The 19,051-nt window shown below is 52.9% G+C and carries 17 protein-coding genes and 1 pseudogene; 9 read left to right on the forward strand and 9 right to left on the reverse strand.

Annotated elements, in window-relative coordinates:
- Positions 1–42 precede the first annotated feature (42 nt).
- Together ACIQY3_RS22775 and ACIQY3_RS22780 are read right to left on the reverse strand one after the other, a co-directional pair.
- Positions 43–1,119, reverse strand: a complete 1,077-nt coding sequence (locus ACIQY3_RS22775; RefSeq protein ID WP_403023996.1) for a diguanylate cyclase — start codon at positions 1,117–1,119, stop codon at positions 43–45.
- Between the two features lie 159 nt (positions 1,120–1,278).
- Positions 1,279–1,887 carry a TetR/AcrR family transcriptional regulator gene (locus tag ACIQY3_RS22780; RefSeq protein ID WP_403023875.1) on the reverse strand — a complete coding sequence of 203 codons (609 nt, stop codon included), beginning with the start codon at positions 1,885–1,887 and terminating at the stop codon, positions 1,279–1,281.
- Between the two features lie 216 nt (positions 1,888–2,103).
- Here ACIQY3_RS22780 and ACIQY3_RS22785 point away from each other — a divergent pair, with 216 nt between their 5' ends.
- Complete coding sequence (locus ACIQY3_RS22785; protein WP_403023878.1) at positions 2,104–3,153, forward strand: MBL fold metallo-hydrolase; 1,050 nt, start codon at positions 2,104–2,106, stop codon at positions 3,151–3,153.
- A gap of 57 nt (positions 3,154–3,210) precedes the next feature.
- Here ACIQY3_RS22785 and ACIQY3_RS22790 read toward each other — a convergent pair whose 3' ends face one another.
- Both ACIQY3_RS22790 and ACIQY3_RS22795 read right to left on the reverse strand, forming a co-directional pair.
- Entirely contained in the window at positions 3,211–3,528 is a 318-nt protein-coding gene (locus ACIQY3_RS22790; protein ID WP_054613790.1) for a helix-turn-helix transcriptional regulator, read from the reverse strand.
- 93 nt (positions 3,529–3,621) lie between these two features.
- Positions 3,622–4,389 carry an AraC family transcriptional regulator gene (locus tag ACIQY3_RS22795; protein WP_403023882.1) on the reverse strand — a complete coding sequence of 256 codons (768 nt, stop codon included), beginning with the start codon at positions 4,387–4,389 and terminating at the stop codon, positions 3,622–3,624.
- Between the two features lie 112 nt (positions 4,390–4,501).
- On the opposite strand from ACIQY3_RS22795, the gene ACIQY3_RS22800 reads away from it, so the two are divergent.
- A complete protein-coding gene (locus ACIQY3_RS22800; RefSeq protein ID WP_403023884.1) occupies positions 4,502–5,311 on the forward strand; it encodes a sulfite exporter TauE/SafE family protein in 810 nt (269 codons plus the stop codon).
- A 112-nt stretch (positions 5,312–5,423) separates the two neighbouring features.
- Positions 5,424–6,587, forward strand: a complete 1,164-nt coding sequence (locus ACIQY3_RS22805) for a hypothetical protein (RefSeq protein WP_403023887.1) — start codon at positions 5,424–5,426, stop codon at positions 6,585–6,587.
- Positions 6,588–6,594: 7 nt separating this feature from the next.
- Here ACIQY3_RS22805 and ACIQY3_RS22810 read toward each other — a convergent pair whose 3' ends face one another.
- Both ACIQY3_RS22810 and ACIQY3_RS22815 read right to left on the reverse strand, forming a co-directional pair.
- Positions 6,595–7,584 (reverse strand): hypothetical protein, encoded by a 990-nt coding sequence (locus ACIQY3_RS22810; RefSeq protein ID WP_403023890.1) that lies wholly within the window; start codon positions 7,582–7,584, stop codon positions 6,595–6,597.
- 387 nt (positions 7,585–7,971) lie between these two features.
- On the reverse strand, positions 7,972–8,481 hold the full coding sequence (locus ACIQY3_RS22815; RefSeq protein ID WP_403023893.1) for a Bro-N domain-containing protein: 510 nt from the start codon (positions 8,479–8,481) through the stop codon (positions 7,972–7,974).
- Positions 8,482–9,052: 571 nt separating this feature from the next.
- On the opposite strand from ACIQY3_RS22815, the gene ACIQY3_RS22820 reads away from it, so the two are divergent.
- From ACIQY3_RS22820 to ACIQY3_RS22840, 5 genes are all read left to right on the forward strand, one after another.
- Complete coding sequence (locus ACIQY3_RS22820; RefSeq protein ID WP_403023896.1) at positions 9,053–10,519, forward strand: DNA cytosine methyltransferase; 1,467 nt, start codon at positions 9,053–9,055, stop codon at positions 10,517–10,519.
- Positions 10,516–11,616, forward strand: a complete 1,101-nt coding sequence (locus ACIQY3_RS22825; protein WP_403023899.1) for a hypothetical protein — start codon at positions 10,516–10,518, stop codon at positions 11,614–11,616. Before ACIQY3_RS22820 ends, ACIQY3_RS22825 begins: the two co-directional genes overlap by 4 nt.
- Positions 11,617–11,629: 13 nt before the next feature.
- Entirely contained in the window at positions 11,630–12,043 is a 414-nt protein-coding gene (locus ACIQY3_RS22830) for a very short patch repair endonuclease (RefSeq protein ID WP_403023902.1), read from the forward strand.
- A 243-nt stretch (positions 12,044–12,286) separates the two neighbouring features.
- Complete coding sequence (locus tag ACIQY3_RS22835; RefSeq protein WP_403023905.1) at positions 12,287–12,988, forward strand: FRG domain-containing protein; 702 nt, start codon at positions 12,287–12,289, stop codon at positions 12,986–12,988.
- On the forward strand, positions 12,985–14,061 hold the full coding sequence (locus ACIQY3_RS22840) for a DUF262 domain-containing protein (protein WP_403023908.1): 1,077 nt from the start codon (positions 12,985–12,987) through the stop codon (positions 14,059–14,061). Before ACIQY3_RS22835 ends, ACIQY3_RS22840 begins: the two co-directional genes overlap by 4 nt.
- 173 nt (positions 14,062–14,234) lie before the next feature.
- Here the strand turns inward: ACIQY3_RS22840 and ACIQY3_RS22845 are convergent, their stop codons facing one another.
- The 3 genes and pseudogenes from ACIQY3_RS22845 to ACIQY3_RS22855 all read right to left on the reverse strand — a co-directional run bounded on the left by ACIQY3_RS22845 (position 14,235) and on the right by ACIQY3_RS22855 (position 16,481).
- Positions 14,235–15,485 (reverse strand): ribonucleotide-diphosphate reductase subunit beta, encoded by a 1,251-nt coding sequence (locus tag ACIQY3_RS22845; RefSeq protein ID WP_213941055.1) that lies wholly within the window; start codon positions 15,483–15,485, stop codon positions 14,235–14,237.
- 511 nt (positions 15,486–15,996) lie between these two features.
- A pseudogene (locus ACIQY3_RS22850) lies at positions 15,997–16,191 on the reverse strand (hypothetical protein); the annotation flags it as partial.
- A gap of 26 nt (positions 16,192–16,217) precedes the next feature.
- A complete protein-coding gene (locus ACIQY3_RS22855) occupies positions 16,218–16,481 on the reverse strand; it encodes a DUF2790 domain-containing protein (RefSeq protein WP_403023917.1) in 264 nt (87 codons plus the stop codon).
- Between the two features lie 415 nt (positions 16,482–16,896).
- On the opposite strand from ACIQY3_RS22855, the gene acs reads away from it, so the two are divergent.
- Positions 16,897–18,852, forward strand: coding sequence for an acetate--CoA ligase (acs, locus tag ACIQY3_RS22860; protein ID WP_403023920.1), 1,956 nt, complete (start codon positions 16,897–16,899; stop codon positions 18,850–18,852).
- Positions 18,853–19,051: the final 199 nt, after the last annotated feature.

A 19,051-nucleotide genomic window follows, 5' to 3' on the forward strand; every position in this document is an offset into this window, starting at 1 on the left:
ACTTGTACAAGAAAGTGATTTTATGACTGCTTGTACAAGTTTTTAGGCGGAGATGCGCGAGGCTGAGCCGCCGCTTGGAGAGCCCGACGCCACACTGATCTTGTTGCGTCCGGTGTTTTTTGCGGTGTAGAGGGCTTTATCTGCATCGTTGAGCCAGGCAGTCGCATCGCTGAACGCGGTTTGGTAAGTGGCCAGGCCAATGCTCAGCCTGATTCGCAGTTCGGGCACGTGCGGGTGGCGATAGTCATTGAGCACCTCGCGCAGGCGTTCCATGACTTCCCAGGCTTGATGCAACGACATGTTGGGCAGGATCACGCAAAACTCGTCGCCGCCATAACGGCCGGCCAGATCAAGTTCACGCAGGTTGCGCCTGAGTTCAAAGCTCATTTGACGCAGCACCGTATCTCCGACGATATGCCCGTAGGTGTCGTTGATTGCCTTGAAGTGGTCGATGTCGATCAGCGCAATCACCGACGCCACGTGGTTGTGCCGACACTGCTGAAACTTGACGTGCAACAGGTCCTTCCAGGCGCCGTGGTTGAGCAGGCCGGTCAAACTGTCGGTGCGGCTCAAGGCGCTCAAGGCGCGTTTGTGTTCGGAGAGTTTGAACGCCAGTCGATAACACACCATCCCCACCGCCAACGGGTAAATGGTCAGCGACGGTATGCAGGCCAGCACCTGGATCGGCGTGGCCGTCGGGGTAAACGCCGGGCCGAACAGCAGCCAGGCAATCGCCACCCCGACCATTTGCGCCAGAGCGCCTTGGAGAAACAACCTCGGGCCACCCGCCGCGACGTTGTTCATTGTCATCATGGAAAGAATGGTAACGGTGACGATCGGGTTGAACTGAACGGCCGCGGCCCAGAAACCGCCGCACAGTGAATCGCCAATAATGTTGCGACGTTCGGCTTGATAGGGGTAGGGCGACCGGGAGGCCACCTGATAGGCGAAATGCGGCCAGACGAAGCCATTGACCAGCATCAGGATCCAGACCCAGCCCGGCATGTTCAGTGGATACAGCGCAGCGGTCACACAGATACAGCCAATGCCCAGGCCGACGGTTCTGGGCATGTAGATGCGTCGGGCGAACGAAAGCCCCTTGCCGCGTTGGTTTTCCATAATTCCCTGCGCCAGTTTCATTCTGAAACACTTTTCGGTGTTTGATTCAGAGCTACCGTTCATCGGTAAAGCGGCAGACATTGTCATTTATTCCAACAGGAATAATCAGTGTCCTTGGGAGCCATTTAACGAGGGGCGCAGGCGTGGCAGAGACTTGATTTAGAGCTGATAGCAGGCCAAAAACATGTCCATGGCCGACTCGACGACCGTGCTTTGTACATCCGGTGAAAGACCGGTCTGGCCCATGGAAATCTGCGGCCAGAACGCAAACGACTTGAGCAGCCCCTGAACCTGCTGCGCGGCAAACTCCGGGGCGACCGGTTTGAGCCGGCCATCGGCCTGGGCGGCGCGAATCCACAGGGTCAGGCCCTCTTCGCGTTCACCCATCCGGGTGACCATGTTCTGTGCGCGCTCGGGGGAATGGATGGTGGCGGCGATCGCCACCCGCGCCAGGTCGAGAAAGTTGTTGTCGCCCATCATCTGCACTTTCGCCAGCAGGATCTGACGCAGCTGATCGCGCAGGGGCAGGTCAGGGCGGTAGGACGCTTCCTGTTCGGACGTAACCCGCGTCCATAATTGATTGAGGATTTCGGCGAACAACTCTTCCTTGCTCGGAAAGTGGTTGTACACCGTGCGCTTCGACACGTCGGCGGTGGCGGCGATCTTGTCCATGCTGGTGATATCGAAACCGTTGGCACGGAATTCGGTAATCGCCGCCTGGATGATGGCTTCGCGTTTTCGGTCGGTGAGGCGCTGTGGAGCTGTCATAAGTACGCTTCGGCAGGAAAAAGTGGAGAGTTACACTCGGCAGTTTACTTGTGATCGAGTTTGATGCAACCTAGAAACTACACTGTGCAGTGTAATGTTTCGTTAATCCTCCACAGTGAAGAATAGAATCTCCGGCTGATGCGTGCGTGCCTTGGCCATTTATCGTCCCACCGCGGAAAACTGCGAATTGCGTGGTTTTTCTGGAGTCATTCCTTCATGGCCAATTCAAATTCCTCTGTGGAAATCGCCATCCGACCTGAAGCTTCCCGTCAGGTGGAAGGGCATTTCCGAAACCACCAGCCGGTCCAGCGCGAAGGCTTTCGCAAAATGCTGCGCATCATGTGGAACATGATTTTCCACAAACCGCGCAGCACGCGCCCGAGCGCAGCGATCCCGGTACACACCCTGACCCAGGCCGCGTTGATCGCCGCCCCCAACCACAGTGTCTACCGCCTCGGTCATTCCACCGTCCTGCTCAAACTGCGGGACAAGTTCTGGATCACCGACCCGGTCTTCGCCGAACGCGCCTCACCGGTGCAATGGGCCGGTCCCAAGCGTTTCCACCAGCCGCCGATCAGCCTGGAAGAATTGCCGCCGATTGAAGCGGTGATCCTGTCCCACGATCACTACGACCATCTCGACTACAACTCCGTGCTCAAACTGGCGGACAAGACCAAGTACTTCCTCACCCCGTTGGGCGTCGGCGACACCCTGATCAAGTGGGGCATCGATGCCAGCAAAGTCCGCCAACTGGACTGGTGGCAGGGCACTGAAGTCGATGGCATCCAGTTCATCGCCACGCCGTCGCAGCACTTTTCCGGCCGCGGCCTGTTCGATAGCAACAGCACGCTGTGGGCTTCGTGGGTGATGATCGAAGGCAACACCCGCATCTTCTTCAGCGGCGACACCGGCTACTTTGACGGCTTCAAACGCATCGGCGAACAGTACGGCCCGTTCGACCTGACCCTGATGGAAACCGGCGCCTACAACGTCGAGTGGCCACACGTGCACATGCAACCCGAACAAACCCTGCAAGCCCACATCGACCTCAAAGGACGTTGGCTGCTACCAATCCACAACGGCACCTTCGACCTGTCCATGCACGCCTGGTACGAACCCTTCGACCGCATCCTGGCCTTGGCCTGGGAGCGGAATGTGTCGATCAGTACGCCGCAGATGGGTGAGGCGTTTAACGTGATGTATCCGCAGCGTGGGAGTGCGTGGTGGTTGGGGGTGGAGAATGTGGGGGATCAGGTGACGGCGTAGGTTGCTTGATGGTTGGGTGCCGGGCCGCTTGTCATGGAAGCGGCCTGCGCAAGCACCTCACTCAACCATCGCATAATCCGCCCGCGCCACCGGGTTCGGCGTCGACCCTTTCACATTCATCCCTCTACCCGGCGCAAACCCGGGGAAGAACACCAGCCCTTCCGATTCAAACCGATACGCCAGCGCCAGCCGCGTAACATCCAGCACATCACGCTCAGCCTCGAAACGTTCGATGGCGTCCACGGAAACCCCGGACTCCCGAGACAGCTCTTCCACGCTCCAACCCAGCATCGCTCGGGCCTGGGCGCTATGGGCCGGGGTGAATTGGAAGAGGGCGATACGTTCCAGGGTGATTTTCATCGCAAGAGAGGCCATGGTGTTCTCCGGGCTCGAGAGTGCTGATTCAAAATATACTGTGTTTTTGTACAGTTGTTTTGATCCCGGATCAAACGCATTTTTTGATTTTTGCTATTTCGCCGCGTTCATCCAGACGGACGGTGCCTGTCCCAGTACCCGCCGAAACATAGTCGAGAACGCCGCCGGGCTGTCATACCCGAAATCCAGGGCAATCCGCGTCACCGGCGTAGCCACCGCCAGCCGCGCCAGGGCCAGCACCACGCAGGCTCGCTGCCGCCATTGGCTGAAACTCAGGCCGGTCTGTTGGCGGAACAGGCGATTAAAGGTGCGCAGGCTGATGTGCAACTGATCGGCCCATTGCTGCGGTGCTTGATGGATGTTGGGTTGCTGGAGAAATGTCTGACACAACCCGAGCAATCGTCCTTCGACCGGCAGCGGAATGTGCAACGGCAGGTGAGCGCTACGGGCCAGTTCGTGCAGGAACAATCTGATCAACGCACCATCGCGCCCGGCCTCGTCGTACGTCAGCGGAGCCTCCACCGCCTCCATCAACAAGTGCCGCATCAACGGCGACACACTGATCACCTGGCAGCGACCCCCCAGATCCACCGCCGTCGGTTCGATGTACAAACTCCGCGTACTCACCCCGAGCATCAACACCTCATGGGCCACCCCCGCCGGAATCCACACCGCCCGCTGCGGCGGCACCACCCAATTGCCATCGTGGGTGCTGACCTGCATTACCCCGGTGGCGCCATATAGGAGTTGTGCCCGCCGATGCGTATGACGAGGCAGCACATGGCCGTGGGAATAATCTGTGCCGATCGCTACTACCGCGCGCGGCGTGTCGTCCAGCAGATTGATCGAAACATTGCGCATCGAGCGGCATCCAGTCGTTGGCGTAAACGCGAACATTATTGGCTGACTTGCTGAAGCAGGCCAAGCCGCATCGCCCTATCGTCGACAACTCCTCAACGATGGACGATGCGCGATGTTCTATCTCTTACTGACACTCTTCGGCTGCATGACTGGCGTTACCGCCGTGCTGTTCGGCTTCGGCGGCGGCTTCGTTGTGGTGCCGTTGCTCTATCGGATGCTTATGGCCAGCCACGGCGCCGACGACCCCATTGGGCAATCGGCGATGCACATTGCCGTGGCCACCTCGACCTGCGTGATGATCGTAAACGCCGTGATCGCTACCCGAAAACATCATCGCGCCGGTAATCTCATTCGCCATTACCTGTGGCCGTTGGGTGGGTTCATCGCCGTGGGCGCGATCATCGGCGCCATCGCCGCGGTTTGGGCCAAGGGTGAGGTGATTCGGTATACGTTTATTGTCTACCTGGGCATTACGATTCTGGACTGCTTGCTCAGACGCGGTTTTCTCACGCAGCCCGATAACCAAATCCCACGGCGGTTGGGGAGGGCGGACGTCTTTGGTGTAGGAATCGGCGCTATCGCAACGTTTCTCGGTGTGGGTGGCAGTGTCATGACCGTGCCGTTATTGCGGCGTTGTGGGTTGAACATGTCGCAAGCCACGTCCATGGCCAATCCATTGAGTTTGCCCGTGGCCCTGGCCGGCACGCTGACTTACATGGCCATGGCCGGGTTTACCGAGTTTGATTTGGGGGCCTGGTTTATTGGGTATGTGGATGTGTCGGCGTTTGTTCTACTGACGGTCGGATCGCTCATCGGAATTCGATTGGCGACGCCGTGGATCGGGCGGATACCGGATCGTATTCATGCGCGGGTTTATATCGGTTTGCTGGTGTTGGTGATGGTCAGCATGATGCTGAGTTAAAGCGTGCAATGGCGCTCGATTACCCTAAGCAACCTCGCCATAATCTGCCTCGCTTAACTTGCGCCGCGAATCCTCTGTCCGGCGCTGCTCCAACTCATTCAGGGATTGATCGATGCTCAAAGGATTGTTACGCCTGGCGCCAGTAGCCACGCTGTTCCTCATGCTGTGTTCCACCGCGCACGCCGTGGACGGACGACGCATCTTCACTGGCACGCTGGGCAAGATGCCAATCGTTATGGAAGTGGAAACGTCTAACGCTGAAAAAATAAGCGGTCGCTACTTCTATCAAAAGTACCGTAAGGACATCGTCCTCAGTGGCATCAAGAACGCAGAAATGCTGGTACTCGACGAGGGTGAAAAGCCTTACGGAGAGAACAAGCCTCGGCCGCAAATTCATCTGAATATCGAGCCCAACAGGTTGCGGGGAGAATGGAGCAACGACGAAGGGAAAACGCTGAAGATAGAACTGGCAGAAGCCAAGTTACCCGCAATCCCCGCCGGTACTCTTCCTTACCTCGCCAAGCTCCATGACACTGAGCTTTACGAGTATCTGCGTCTGCAAGGTATGAAGCTCAAGCAAGGAAAGACAGAAACGTTCGATGGCTACTCGTTGCAATGGTGGAGCGAGCCGCAAACAAAGGTGACGTTCTTTGAAATTGTTTCGGGCTACACCCCCGAGGCGCGCGATCGCATCAATCAGTTGTTGATGGGACGTTTATGGCAGGAAGTGGTGGGGTATTACGAATGTCTCGCCGGCGGTGGCGTGAACTTCTATTACCAAAGCGTCAAACCGTTGTTGATTACACCAACGGTCATCAGCCTAAACGTTGGCACGGAAGCCAGCTGTGGCGGCGCGCATCCGGATTACAGCGAGGCTCCAATCAACCTGGATGCCACGACCGGTCAGTCTCTGACGCTTGAGGATGTGCTCTGGGTAGGACAGGGCAAACCGCTGCATTACGAAGAACGTAATAACGAGCAGTCGACCGACACATTCACTGCCTATTCCGACTACCGCAACAAAGAATTAGCACCTTGGTTGGTTGGGCAGTTACGTGAGCTTTATCCCGATCAGTTGCCTGGCAGCGACGAGAACTGTGCTTACGGCGAAGTAGATCGTTGGCCGTTCCCCACTTGGTATTTCACCGAAAAAGGAATCAAGTTAGGGCCTTACTTCTCCCACGCGGACGCCCCGTGTGCGTTTGTGGACTGGAGCGTTCTGCCCTATAGCGTGGTTAAACAGCACCCCGGCGGTGTTGCGGTGCAATTGCCTTAAACCGCGATTACTTCTCCGACAACCCCGGCGCTTCCCGAACAATAAAGTGATCCAGGTTCTCAATATTCGCACTGAACACCCCGAACGTTTGTTCGGGGGTTTTCTTGCTAGGCACCTGCTTCAACTCCGGCGTCACGCCGTAAAAGAAACAGAACAACTCTTTCCCGCTCTCGATCGCGTGCTTGATCTCTTCCAGGAACGCCTTGCGCTTGCGGTAGTTGTCGATCAGCTTCTTGCTCAAGTAAACATTCACTGAATAAGGCTTCTTCTTCGCCTCGTCCGCTTGCTTGAACCAGACCTTTTGTTCGAAATCGATGCGAAAGCTCTGGGTGTAATCCTTGATCTGCTTGATCTTGCCCCAGTAAATCAGCCCGTTGTTGTCCTGCAAGTACTCGATCTTCTTGAAGAACGACCCATAAGGCGCCGTGTGCTCGCCAATCTTCAGCGGCATGCGCTTGAGCAACTCCTTGTCCTCGAAGTTCGACACAAAACACTCCACCGGATGGGCGAAGACACTGGTCTTGTCCGGCGCCGATTCACGGCTCGGGTGTTCTGTGTTGCTAGCCGCAGTGGTTGGCTTCGGGTCGTCCCGCACCACATCCGCCGCCGCCGCCGGGCTCGACGGCTTGCGCACATACTCACGCCGAGTCAGTAACAATTCCGACGGGAAATGCTCCTCGCGACTGTCATCCGATTCCGCCCCGTCCGCCTCAAGCCCCGACGCCGGCGTCTTCAGGCTGACATAAGGACAATCCGCCACATGCCGTGTGCTGGGCGTGTTTTTGAAGTGTGGGGTGCGAACGTAATTCACATTCTTGGCGTTGAACGTCGTCAATACATTCAACCCATCGAAGGCCGCTCTGCAGGCGTCATTGGGACACTGGAAGTGTTCCTTGGCGGAATCGAACTCCATCGTCTCGTCGAAATTCAAATCTCGCACGTCATAGATCGACAGCTTGTCGTCGAGGCTGAGGCAGTAGGCGAGGTCGAATTTCATGGTGGGCTCGGGTCCTTGAGTGGGGGAGGGTATTAATAGCGGGAGGCGGGGCGGGTTGCACTGACTGTTTTCAAAACACCGCAAAAACCGCGGTAACCCACCAACCCTGTGGGAGCTGGCTTGCTCGCGAATCTCGGCATCAACTCGGTCAATCTACCCCGCGCCGACTCTGCGCCAACGCAACTCACCGTGGCGAGGGAGCTTGCTCTCGCTGGGCTGCGTAGCAGCCCAAAACCGGCAAACGCGTTGCATCAGACAGATCGAGTTGTTTGCATGGCGACTGCTTTGCAGCCGAGTATGAATAGCAGAACCATCAGCGAAGATGCCACACAACAAAATCCGCTGCCTGAACCTCAAGCAGCGGATTTTTTAAGTCGCAACAAATAATCAGAACCCGCGCAACACCCGAGACATCTTCCGCCACCAGGATTCACGCCGATTGATTGGACCACCCGCCAACAAACACGGCATATCCCGCAACCGAATCCACGGCTCATCCTGCCAGTGCAGCATGCTGAGCGACATCTGCGGCCAATCCAACACGCTCAACGTCGGACGCTCGACCGCCCGCAATGGCCGTGCATCACGCAGCGCAGGCACCACCTGGTGAGTCAACCACTCGCGTAGCAATCGATACTCCGGGCAGTAGTGATAAACCAACAACGCATATACGCCGGACTCGCTGAGCATCAAGCGTTCTTCCGCAGCGCCGTGGGCGTAGATAAACATCATCTGCCGCTGATCAGCATCGAGCTTGCGGGACATGCGTTCATCGAGGTACTTGCCCATCAAACGTCCCAAGTCATGAGCGCAGAACCAAGCTTGGTTCTCCACCAGAAGGGCATGAAGGTAGATGTTATGGCGGGTGAAAAGGGTTGATATAAGCGGTTCAGGCATGGCGAACCTCCTGCAACGGAAGCACGCGATTGGATATTTGGGTACGGCGATTCACCTTCGTCATGAAGGTCGGACGATCAGGCATTTCCTTTACCTCTGGCTGCTTTCTTAGGGCATTCGGTATGGGTGTCGGGAGCTAAGAAACCCACCAGAGACGGGCCGGACATATTCCCCTTTCGGGTCTTGTATTCGCCCACTCCCGACATAACGGGGATTTTCTCGAAGGCGTAGAGAAACCGCAGACGAAAAAAAGCCGCATGACTGTCGGGTGCGGAGGACCGCTCTGGTTGAGGCGTTTCTTAGGCGCCGAAACAGAAGAGTATTGGGTTGAGAAAAGGTGGTCAAGCCATGGCGATTCGCAGGTGTGCTGATCGGAATAATAAGAGGGGCCGAAATTCGATGGGGTCTCAATTCAGCTAAATTTCCTCGCTCTGGATGAGCTAAGGTGTAGTCCATTTCTCGACCTGAGTCTGATTGGAGCCCAGCAGCTAATCGGTAAGTCGATGGTGCTGCTACTGGCTCCTACCTTCTATATACTCCAGCGTTTTGAGTCAGGCCGTTCAAGATCGTTATGAGAGAGATCCATCGAGAAAAAATCGCACGTATACAAAATGGTGGCACGCCTAAGGTTTTAGACCTTTTTGCAGGTTGCGGCGGAATTTCCCTCGGTTTTGACCGAGCAGGTTTCAAGAATGCAGCCGCCATTGAGTTCGACGCGCACGCCGCTCGTTCACATGCAATGAATTTTCATAGAGAGCTCCCTCCCGAACTCTTCGAAAAGCATGCTCAAGCTCACGACATAACGCTTATTGAACCTGTACCCTTCATTAATGATATGGGGTTCAAAGGGGATGCCGACAGGGCGATTGATGTCATCGTCGGCGGCCCGCCTTGCCAAGCTTTCGCACGTGTGGGGCGTGCCAAATTGAGAGAAGTGGCAGAGCATCCACAAGCCTTTAAGCAAGATCCGCGGGGAAACTTATACCTACGCTATTTGCACTTTGTTCGCGAATTAAAGCCGGTTGCGATTTTGATGGAGAACGTTCCCGATGTGCTTAACTATGGCGGGCACAATATTGCAGAGGAGGTTTGTGAGACATTAGATGATCTTGGTTATGATTGTGGTTATACGCTTCTGAATGCAGTGTATTTCGGTGTGCCAGAAATGCGTGAGCGTATGTTTTTGATTGCGTACTCCAAAGAATTGAAGCGGGAGGTTAAGTTTCCGTCGCCAACAAATTGGATTAGTCTGCCCAAAGGGTATGATAATAGTAGGAAAGTAGCTTTAAAAACGATTAACTCCGATTTGTTAGGTGGAGACAAGTACTTCATTGCTCCTCCCGTAGCAATGAAAGCTGAATGTAAGCCCGCTGTAACCGCTGAAGAAGCGCTTTATGATCTGCCTAGGATTACTAAGCATTTGGAGCAGGAAGTAAAGAAAGGTGCTCGTAGCCCAAATGAAATTTCAGAATATCCGGCCGGAGTTAAGCAGTCTGATTATGCTAAGTTAATGCGTAACTGGCCTCGTTTTGAGAGTCATGGGGTCGTATATGGTCATGTAACTCGTTCACTACCTCGAGATTATCAGATTTTTGCAAGAATGAACCCAGGTGATCAATATCCTGAAGCGTATGCTCATGCAGTGAATTTGTTTAATGAGGCGCTTGCAAAAAAAAGAATAATGGGTGACGAGGTTCTTGAGGGTTCTGCAGAGTACGATGCTCTTTTCAAAAGTATTGTTCCTCCATATGATCCGGGGAAATTCCCAAATAAATGGCGAAAAATGGAAGCTGTGCAGCCTGCTAGAACACTGATGGCGCACTTAGGAAAAGATGGTTACTCACACATTCACTACGATAGCTCACAAGCACGGACGATTTCTGTAAGGGAAGCGGCTAGGCTTCAATCTTTTCCGGATGGATTTAAGTTTTCTGGAAGTATGAATCCGGCGTTTAAACAGGTTGGTAACGCAGTTCCTCCACTTCTTTCATATGCTTTGGCCAAAGAAATAATGGCTAATCTCAAGGATGAAATATGAGTAAGATTGCAATTAAGCGGCTTACTAAGTCGGATCTTACGTTGTTTACTTGGCATTTTAAGCACATGAATGCCGGTAATCAAAAGTCGATTAATTTGAATGCCGATATTTTTATTGAAAAGCTTTATCCTGATTTGCCGGATTTTTCGACGCAAAAAGGAAAGACTTCATTTTTGATTGATGTGAGTATATATGGGCCTGGGGCTGCCCCCAAACACTCATTAGCTAGAAAAATTGTAAAAGGCGCTGCTTATAAAAATTGGCGCCTGAATGGGGAGTTTGTCAATAATCCGATCGAATCGCCTGAGCGCTACAATGAATTACGCGAGGGTGATTTTGCAATAATGATATTTGGCGGTGAGTCCATACCTGACGAGCTAAAATTAATTTTGGTGGCGGCGAACGTTAGTGAGGATGAAAGCTTACACGCGAGAATTCTTTCATTGCTCAATGGCGCGTCCATGCGGGCTTTCAGTTCTGCCGAGCTTGAAACTGTAGTTGATCATCCTGACATTGATGACTCTCACGCTGCAAGAATCATGGACATAGAAGGAGCTCTAGAGGATGCGTCGCAAGGAGGGCTCGTCGGTGTTGAGCAGCTTAAAAGATGGAGCTCAAAAAGAAACGTTTCTAAAGACGATCTTCGAAAGGCTCGAGATGCAACAGATGCGATTGGTGCTTTAGGAGAAGAGTTTGTTAACTATTATTTAAGTGAGCTGCAGGGGAGTGGCGCGATCACTTCCTATAAATGGTCCTCAAGTGAGAACGCTATCGAGGCGTTTGATTTTGTGGTTGGAGCTAATAACTATATCGATGTTAAATCTACTTCCGGTGGATTTGGGCACAAGATCCATATTTCGATAAATGAGCTCTTGCATATGAAAGAGTTTTCTGACTATCGAATTTATCGAATTTATGATATTTATAAAAAAAGAGCTAAATTAAAAATTTCTAAACCGATGCAAGAATTTGCGGTGGCTGTGCTGGCCCGACTAGACCCGGTTGTGCCTGGAGTGCGAGTTGATAATATATCGGTTTCGCCAGAAGTTTTAGAGTTTGAGGATGAAATTGAAATCGAAATTTTCTCCCTTGGCTAGTAGGTAAAGTTTTATGGTGGATACGCTTACTCCTGAACAGCGTCGTATGTGTATGCAGCGTATTCGGAGTAAAAATACGAAACCTGAACTGATCGTCCGTTCCATTTGCCATCGTTTAGGCTACAGGTTTCGAGCGGTTAGAAAAGATTTGCCCGGCACTCCTGATATTGTATTTTCTCGTCTCCGATTATGTATTTTTGTGCACGGTTGTTTTTGGCACCGTCATGATAGATGTAAATATGCATACATTCCTAAAAGTAGATGTGATTTTTGGAACGAAAAGTTTTCTAAGAATATTGAGCGAGATGTAAGAGCTATGAGAGATCTGCAGGCTCTTGGGTGGAAAGTTGAGGTTGTGTGGGAGTGCGAGCTTAGAGATATACCTGTATTGGTTCTGCGCCTTAAAAATATCTTGCATCCGATTTAGCGATTAGGGCACGTTTCGTTGGAGTTAGCTGTTTGATTGGAAAGGTTTTTTTTGATTTTATCGCTTTATATCTCAACTTCTTAATTTTTTAGACAGATGTTTTTAGAGAGATTATTGGTAGACAGAGTGGTGGCAAATTAGTAGCGTACAGCCATGCCGATGACGGTTTAGTCATCACTATTTGCTACAGGGAGTTTGGTTCTACCATGCGAAATTACATCCGTACAGTCACTGCTTGAGGCTTTGGATCAAGATAACGCAGGTTATCCTGGTGCGGTGTGGTACCGAGGGCAGTCGAATATTGATTGGTCACTGTTGCCGGGCTATATCAGATTAAAAAATCCTCCCTCCGAAGCAACACTACTGAAGCGTTTTAAACAAAGCGCCGCTATGTTGATAGAGAGGCATCCAGGAGCATCGTTTGATTGGTTGTTCCTAATGCAACATTATGGGGTGCCTACAAGGTTGCTTGACTGGAGTGAGAGTCCACTGGTCGGATTGTATTTTGCCGTTGAAGGCTTTTCATCGGAGCCAGATAGAGACGCGGCTTTGTGGCTGCTTAGACCTTCCGAGCTGAATAAGAATGCTCATATAAATAATAAAGACGAGGATGGTTATATTCCGTCCTTTGATGATGATGAACTGCAAAATTACTCTGTAGACAGCTTGGCACAAAATAAGAGAATACAGCTGTTGCCTGTTGCTACAATTGCAACAAGAAATAATGCTCGGATACAAGCTCAGCTAGGCGTTTTTACTATTCATCATCATGAAAGTATTTCTATTGAGGACGTCGGAGATTCCTCTCACATCATTAAATATAGAATCCCGCATCAGGCTAAGCCTGTGATTCTTAAACAGTTACAATTGCTTGGGTTTGGGAGATTTCAAATGTTTCCTGAATTGGCTAGTGTGGGGTCAATTATCAAGGATGGTGTTCAATGAGCTATATAGAAACCTTCGCTCTAAAAAATAGTACTATTATGCTTCTCTATTCTGACAAAGAAGAGATTCAGCTGGATCCACATTACCAACGTATGGGGGGAGTCTGGACAAGAGAAAAGAAGCAATTGCTCATTGATTCAATTCTTAATGATTATGATGTTCCAAAGTTGTACTTTCATGAGTTTACTCGCGAACAAAAGACTGAGACCGGATTCTCGTATGCAGTAGTTGATGGGCGTCAGCGATTACAGACTATTTGGAGCTTTATTGATGGTGATTTTGCACTATCTGAAGATTTTGAGTATCAGCGAGATAATTTAATAAATTTAGCTAATTTGACGTACGAAGATATAGCTAAAGCTTTTCCGAAAATTCGGATCGCATTTGATTCTTTTGTACTTCCTGTTGTCGGTATTAGAACCGATGATGAGGATTTAATTGAGGATATGTTTTCTAGATTGAATGAGGCAGTGCCGTTGAATGCTGCTGAAAAAAGAAATGCAATCGGTGGTGAGATGGTCACTGCTATTCGTGAAGTGGCGGCAACTCCGTTGTTTGTGAGTCGGGTGAAGTTTAATAATAATCGATACCAGCATCGGGAAGTTGCTGTGCGTATGCTTCTTGTTGAGGAAAATTTACGTGGTAGTGGTCGTCTGATAGATACAAAAAAGGTTTATTTGGATGCTTTGGCGCGAAATTATCACAGCAATGGCAGTGACCGTGTTTCGGAGTTGAAGGGTGCAACTATTGAGGTCGTTAGTGCGATGGCTGATGTCTTCATGGAGAAAGATGAATTGCTCCAATCTCAGGGTAATATGATAGTTTATTATCTCGTGTTTCGTGCCGCCTTGAGAACTGGTGAGGTCGCTAAGATCACTCGTAGAAAGCTTTTCGATTTTCGTGAGCGACTAAAGGAAAACCGTTTGCGCGCAGCAGAGGAATATGCGGAGTCATCTTTCGAGCTTCTCGAATATGACCGGCTCACGCAGCAAGGTACGAACGATTCCTCTAATATAAAAGAGCGTTTTGGCATACTTGCAAGGGAGTTGGAGTTGAGCAATATAGAAATTTGATATGTTTCTATTGATGAAGTGGAGAGCTATTTCTGAAGGTTATTCCGATATTTTAGTAAGTGTTTTATTCAGTTTTGTTGAGATTTTAAATAAAAAAGCCCCGAGATAATTCGGGGCTTTTTTGAACTCAGTGAGGTTGCCTTGAGCTTGACTTAATAATCACGTTAAGAATATCAATCCCAGCTCAACGCACCACCAGTCTGATACTCAATAACTCTCGTCTCAAAGAAATTCTTCTCTTTCTTCAAGTCCATAATCTCGCTCATCCAAGGGAACGGGTTAGTCGTCCCTGGATACTCTTCCTTCAACCCAATCTGCGACAAACGACGGTTAGCGATGAACTTCAGGTAGTCCTCCATCATCGCCGCATTCATCCCCAACACCCCACGAGGCATGGTGTCGCGAGCGTATTCGATCTCAAGCTGAGTGCCTTGCAAGATCATCTGCGAGGCTTCTTCCTTCATCTCAGCATCCCACAAGTGCGGGTTTTCGATTTTGATCTGGTTGATCACGTCGATGCCGAAGTTCAGGTGCATGGATTCGTCGCGCAGGATGTATTGGAACTGCTCGGCGACGCCGGTCATTTTGTTGCGGCGGCCCATGGAGAGGATTTGGGTGAAGCCGCAGTAGAAGAAGATGCCTTCCAGGACGCAGTAGTAAGCGATCAGGTTGCGCAGCAGTTCTTTGTCGGTTTCGACGGTGCCGGTTTCGAACTTCGGATCGGAGATCGAACGGGTGTATTTCAGGCCCCAAGTGGCTTTTTTCGCGACCGATGGGATCTCGTGGTACATGTTGAAGATTTCGCCTTCATCCATGGCCAGCGATTCGATGCAGTACTGGTAGGCGTGGGTGTGGATCGCTTCTTCGAACGCCTGGCGCAGGATGTACTGGCGGCATTCCGGGTTGGTGATCAGGCGATATACGGCCAGGACGAGGTTGTTGGCAACCAGGGAGTCGGCGGTGGAGAAGAAGCCGAGGTTGCGCATGACGATGCGGCGCTCGTCGTCGGTCAGGCCTTCCGGGTCTTTCCAGAGGGCGATGTCGGCGGTCATGTTGACTTCTTGCGGCATCCAGTGGTTTGCGCAACCGTCCAGATACTTCTGCCAGGCCCAGTCGTACTTGAATGGTACGAGTTGGTTGAGGTCGGCGCGGCAGTTGATCATGCGCTTTTCGTCGACAGCGACACGGGCGGAGGCGCCTTCGAGTTCGGCCAGGCCTTCGGCGATGTCGAGGTTGTCCAAGGCAGCCTTGGCACGAGCGATCGCAGCGGAGTCGGTTGCGGTCACGGCACGCGCTTCTTGGGCGGCAACACCGCCGGCGGTGTCGAGGCGGTCCATGTTGGCTTCAGTCGCGTGGCCGGCGTTTGCGCCTTTTACTGCCACTTCGCCCGTGTCTTCTTTGTCGAATTCGTCCCAGCTCAGCATGACGTGTCGTCTCCTGCGTGAGGGCCAGATTGCCCATGTGATGGTTTGTCACACGGTCGTACTGGCCGCGTTGGATCTAAGGAAAATGTAATTGCAGCTACCGCAGGCAAAAACAGAAATTTTTTACGGAGCCGAGCCGCCGATGGGCGCAGAGAAAGTGAATCGCTTCTGCGTGGGGCTTCGGACTGGCTGCTTACCCCTGTAAGGGAATATTGCAGGCCCGTTTAAGGCCGCATTATAGGGAAAAAAACAGGGCTGTGGTGCGACGAAATGGCACTGAGAACGGACGGCGGGGGCGGTTTTTTGATCGGAGCGAGGGTTTACAGGGCTTTGGCTGGATATCGCGGGTGCAGATTTTTTTTCATAATTTTTGGCGGGCTGTATTTTTGTTCAAAAAATAGCCAAAAAATCGGCTTTTTCACTACATGTTGTGTTTCAAGGCGCTTTTCGCTGGCCCTAGACACAACTAAGCCCGACCGAAGCCGGGCCCTAATGTCGCGTTCAGCCATTAGCTGAGGTGCGCAGCGCCAACGTGATCGGCGCCGTCGGCGGCGACCTTGGCAGCGCCAACGTGATCTGCACCGTCAGAAGCGACAGGCGCACCGCTGGTAAACGCCGCCGAGCCGGTGCGGTCGTAACCATCAGCAGCGAAAGCGCTACCGGCCAATACGGAAAGGGTCAGGGCGAGGATCAGTTTGATTTTCATATTTATGACTCCAAGTGCGTGGCGGATCAGCCGTTAGTGCAGCCATTACCCATGACGCTATAACGCAGGATGTGGCGTTGACCTTTGGAGTCGTCGTATTCCATTTTCATCGGAACCACTTCGCACACATTCGGAACTTCGCTCATGGACACGACGTTGGCGATGTCCAGGTGGGTGGAGTAGGTGTATTCCTCAACTACGGGTTGTTGCTGCGCGACATCAGTCGGGGCCTCGTCTGCCATGGCGGTTGCGCACAGACTACTGAGGGCCAGAACTAATAAAGCTTTCATTTCAAATTTACCTTTCTAAAGTCGTGAGGGTTCACGCAATCCTTTTGAGATTGCGTGTGGAACTTCAGTACTTGGTTGTTTGATTAACTGCCTTCGTGGGGGCTGCAACTTGGTTAATCAGGGTTGCCTTGTTGGCGAGGCTGATTTTAGGCGTGGGGGGTACATTCATATACCCATGGTTTTGATAAACACCTTTCGCGATTTTCGTAACAATCCCCGGAAGATCAAAAGATCGCAGGCTTCGCCAGCGCCTACAGGGGGCGGGGAAGCCTGAAATACGTGGGTTTCAGCAACCAGCGGGGGGATCCAAGACGTTTTGTAGGGGCTTGTTACTACCATCGTCGAATGGTTCTATAGGCCCGGCCCGGCTACAACAGGCCCATACAAAAACAACTATTCCACCGAGGTAAGAAAGATGAGTGCGGCTTCTCTGTATCCCGTTCGTCCCGAGGTAGCAGCCAATACGCTGACTGACGAGGCCACCTATAAGGCCATGTACCAGCAGTCGGTCGTCAACCCGGATGGCTTCTGGCGCGAACAAGCCAAGCGCCTCGACTGGATCAAGCCTTTCACCACGGTGAAACAGACGTCCTTCGACGATCACCATGTCGACATCAAGTGGTTCGCCGACGGCACGCTGAACGTTTCCTACAACTGCCTCGACCGTCATCTGGCCGAGCGCGGCGATCAAATCGCGATTATCTGGGAAGGGGATGACCCTGCCGAGAGCCGCAACATCACCTACCGTGAGCTGCACGAAGAAGTCTGCAAGTTCGCCAACGCCTTGCGCGGCCAGGATGTGCACCGCGGCGACGTGGTGACTATCTATATGCCGATGATCCCCGAAGCCGTGGTCGCCATGCTGGCCTGCACCCGGATCGGCGCGATTCACTCGGTAGTATTCGGCGGGTTCTCGCCGGAAGCCCTGGCCGGTCGCATCATCGACTGCCGCTCCAAAGTGGTGATCACTGCCGACGAAGGCATTCGTGCCGGCAAGAAGATCCCGCTCAAGACCAACGTCGACGACGCGCTGACCAACCCGGAAACCAGCAGCATCCAGAAAGTCATCGTGTGCAAGCGCACCGGTGGCGACATCAAGTGGAACCAGCATCGCGACATCTGGTACGAAGACCTGATGAAAGTGGCGGGCAGTGTCTGCGCGCCGAAAGAGATGGGCGCTGAAGAAGCACTGTTCATCCTTTATACCTCCGGCTCGACGGGCAAACCGAAGGGCGTGCAGCACACCACTGGCGGTTATTTGCTCTACGCGGCGATGACCCACGAGCGCGTGTTCGACTACCGTCCGGGCGAAATCTACTGGTGCACCGCCGACGTCGGCTGGATCACCGGCCACACCTACATCGTCTACGGCCCGCTGGCGAATGGCGCGACCACGTTGCTGTTCGAAGGCGTGCCGAACTATCCGGACATTACCCGGGTGGCGAAGATCGTCGACAAGCACAAGGTCAACATCCTTTACACCGCACCAACCGCGATCCGCGCGATGATGGCTTCGGGTACCGCCGCTGTTGAAGGCGCCGATGGCAGCAGCCTGCGTCTGTTGGGCTCGGTCGGTGAGCCGATCAACCCGGAAGCGTGGGATTGGTACTACAAGAATGTCGGCCAGTCCCGCTGCCCGATCGTCGACACCTGGTGGCAGACCGAAACCGGCGCGACCCTGATGAGCCCATTGCCGGGCGCCCATGGCCTCAAGCCTGGCTCGGCTGCTCGTCCGTTCTTTGGCGTGGTGCCGGCCCTGGTGGATAACCTGGGCAACATCATCGAAGGCGTCGCCGAGGGTAACCTGGTGATTCTCGATTCGTGGCCAGGCCAGGCGCGCACGCTGTATCGCGACCATGACCGTTTCGTCGACACCTACTTCAAGACCTTCCGCGGCATGTACTTCACCGGTGACGGTGCGCGGCGTGATGCCGATGGTTACTACTGGATCACCGGCCGTGTGGATGACGTGCTCAACGTGTCCGGTCACCGCATGGGCACAGCAGAGATCGAAAGTGCGATGGTTGCCCACCCGAAAGTCGCCGAAGCGGCTGTGGTGGGTGTGCCGCACGACATCAAGGGGCAGGGCATTTATGTCTACGTGACCCTGATTGGTGGCGAAGAGCCGAGCGAGCAATTGCGCCTGGAACTGAAAAACTGGGTGCGCAAAGAGATCGGTCCGATTGCTTCGCCGGATGTCATCCAGTGGGCGCCGGGGCTGCCGAAAACCCGTTCGGGCAAGATCATGCGTCGGATTCTGCGCAAGATTGCCACCGCTGAGTACGATGGGTTGGGTGATATCTCCACCCTGGCTGATCCGGGTGTGGTGCAGCATTTGATTGATACGCATAAGACGATGAACGTCGCTTAAATCGCGTTCGGTGTCATTGAAACCCTGCCAGGTGTTGTGCCTGTTGGGGTTTTTTATTGCCTGATGGTTTTGTGTTGGCCGTGCGGGCCTCTTCGCGAGCAAGCCCGCTCCCACAGTAGATCTCTGGTGAACACAAAATGCGTGAACAACGCATAACCACTGTGGGAGCGGGCTTGCTCGCGAAAGCGATCTGTCAGAC

The sequence above is a fragment of the Pseudomonas sp. NPDC096950 genome (assembly GCF_044762525.1).
Classification (GTDB): domain Bacteria; phylum Pseudomonadota; class Gammaproteobacteria; order Pseudomonadales; family Pseudomonadaceae; genus Aquipseudomonas.

Coding starts and splice junctions, on each gene's coding strand:
- ACIQY3_RS22775 (WP_403023996.1), bottom strand. CDS start 1,119: ATGGAAAACCAACGCGGCAAGGGGCTTTCGTTCGCCCGACGCATCTAC.
- ACIQY3_RS22780 (WP_403023875.1), bottom strand. CDS start 1,887: ATGACAGCTCCACAGCGCCTCACCGACCGAAAACGCGAAGCCATCATC.
- ACIQY3_RS22785 (WP_403023878.1), top strand. CDS start 2,104: ATGGCCAATTCAAATTCCTCTGTGGAAATCGCCATCCGACCTGAAGCT.
- ACIQY3_RS22790 (WP_054613790.1), bottom strand. CDS start 3,528: ATGGCCTCTCTTGCGATGAAAATCACCCTGGAACGTATCGCCCTCTTC.
- ACIQY3_RS22795 (WP_403023882.1), bottom strand. CDS start 4,389: ATGCGCAATGTTTCGATCAATCTGCTGGACGACACGCCGCGCGCGGTA.
- ACIQY3_RS22800 (WP_403023884.1), top strand. CDS start 4,502: ATGTTCTATCTCTTACTGACACTCTTCGGCTGCATGACTGGCGTTACC.
- ACIQY3_RS22805 (WP_403023887.1), top strand. CDS start 5,424: ATGCTCAAAGGATTGTTACGCCTGGCGCCAGTAGCCACGCTGTTCCTC.
- ACIQY3_RS22810 (WP_403023890.1), bottom strand. CDS start 7,584: ATGAAATTCGACCTCGCCTACTGCCTCAGCCTCGACGACAAGCTGTCG.
- ACIQY3_RS22815 (WP_403023893.1), bottom strand. CDS start 8,481: ATGCCTGAACCGCTTATATCAACCCTTTTCACCCGCCATAACATCTAC.
- ACIQY3_RS22820 (WP_403023896.1), top strand. CDS start 9,053: ATGAGAGAGATCCATCGAGAAAAAATCGCACGTATACAAAATGGTGGC.
- ACIQY3_RS22825 (WP_403023899.1), top strand. CDS start 10,516: ATGAGTAAGATTGCAATTAAGCGGCTTACTAAGTCGGATCTTACGTTG.
- ACIQY3_RS22830 (WP_403023902.1), top strand. CDS start 11,630: ATGGTGGATACGCTTACTCCTGAACAGCGTCGTATGTGTATGCAGCGT.
- ACIQY3_RS22840 (WP_403023908.1), top strand. CDS start 12,985: ATGAGCTATATAGAAACCTTCGCTCTAAAAAATAGTACTATTATGCTT.
- ACIQY3_RS22845 (WP_213941055.1), bottom strand. CDS start 15,485: ATGCTGAGCTGGGACGAATTCGACAAAGAAGACACGGGCGAAGTGGCA.
- ACIQY3_RS22855 (WP_403023917.1), bottom strand. CDS start 16,481: ATGAAAGCTTTATTAGTTCTGGCCCTCAGTAGTCTGTGCGCAACCGCC.
- acs (WP_403023920.1), top strand. CDS start 16,897: ATGAGTGCGGCTTCTCTGTATCCCGTTCGTCCCGAGGTAGCAGCCAAT.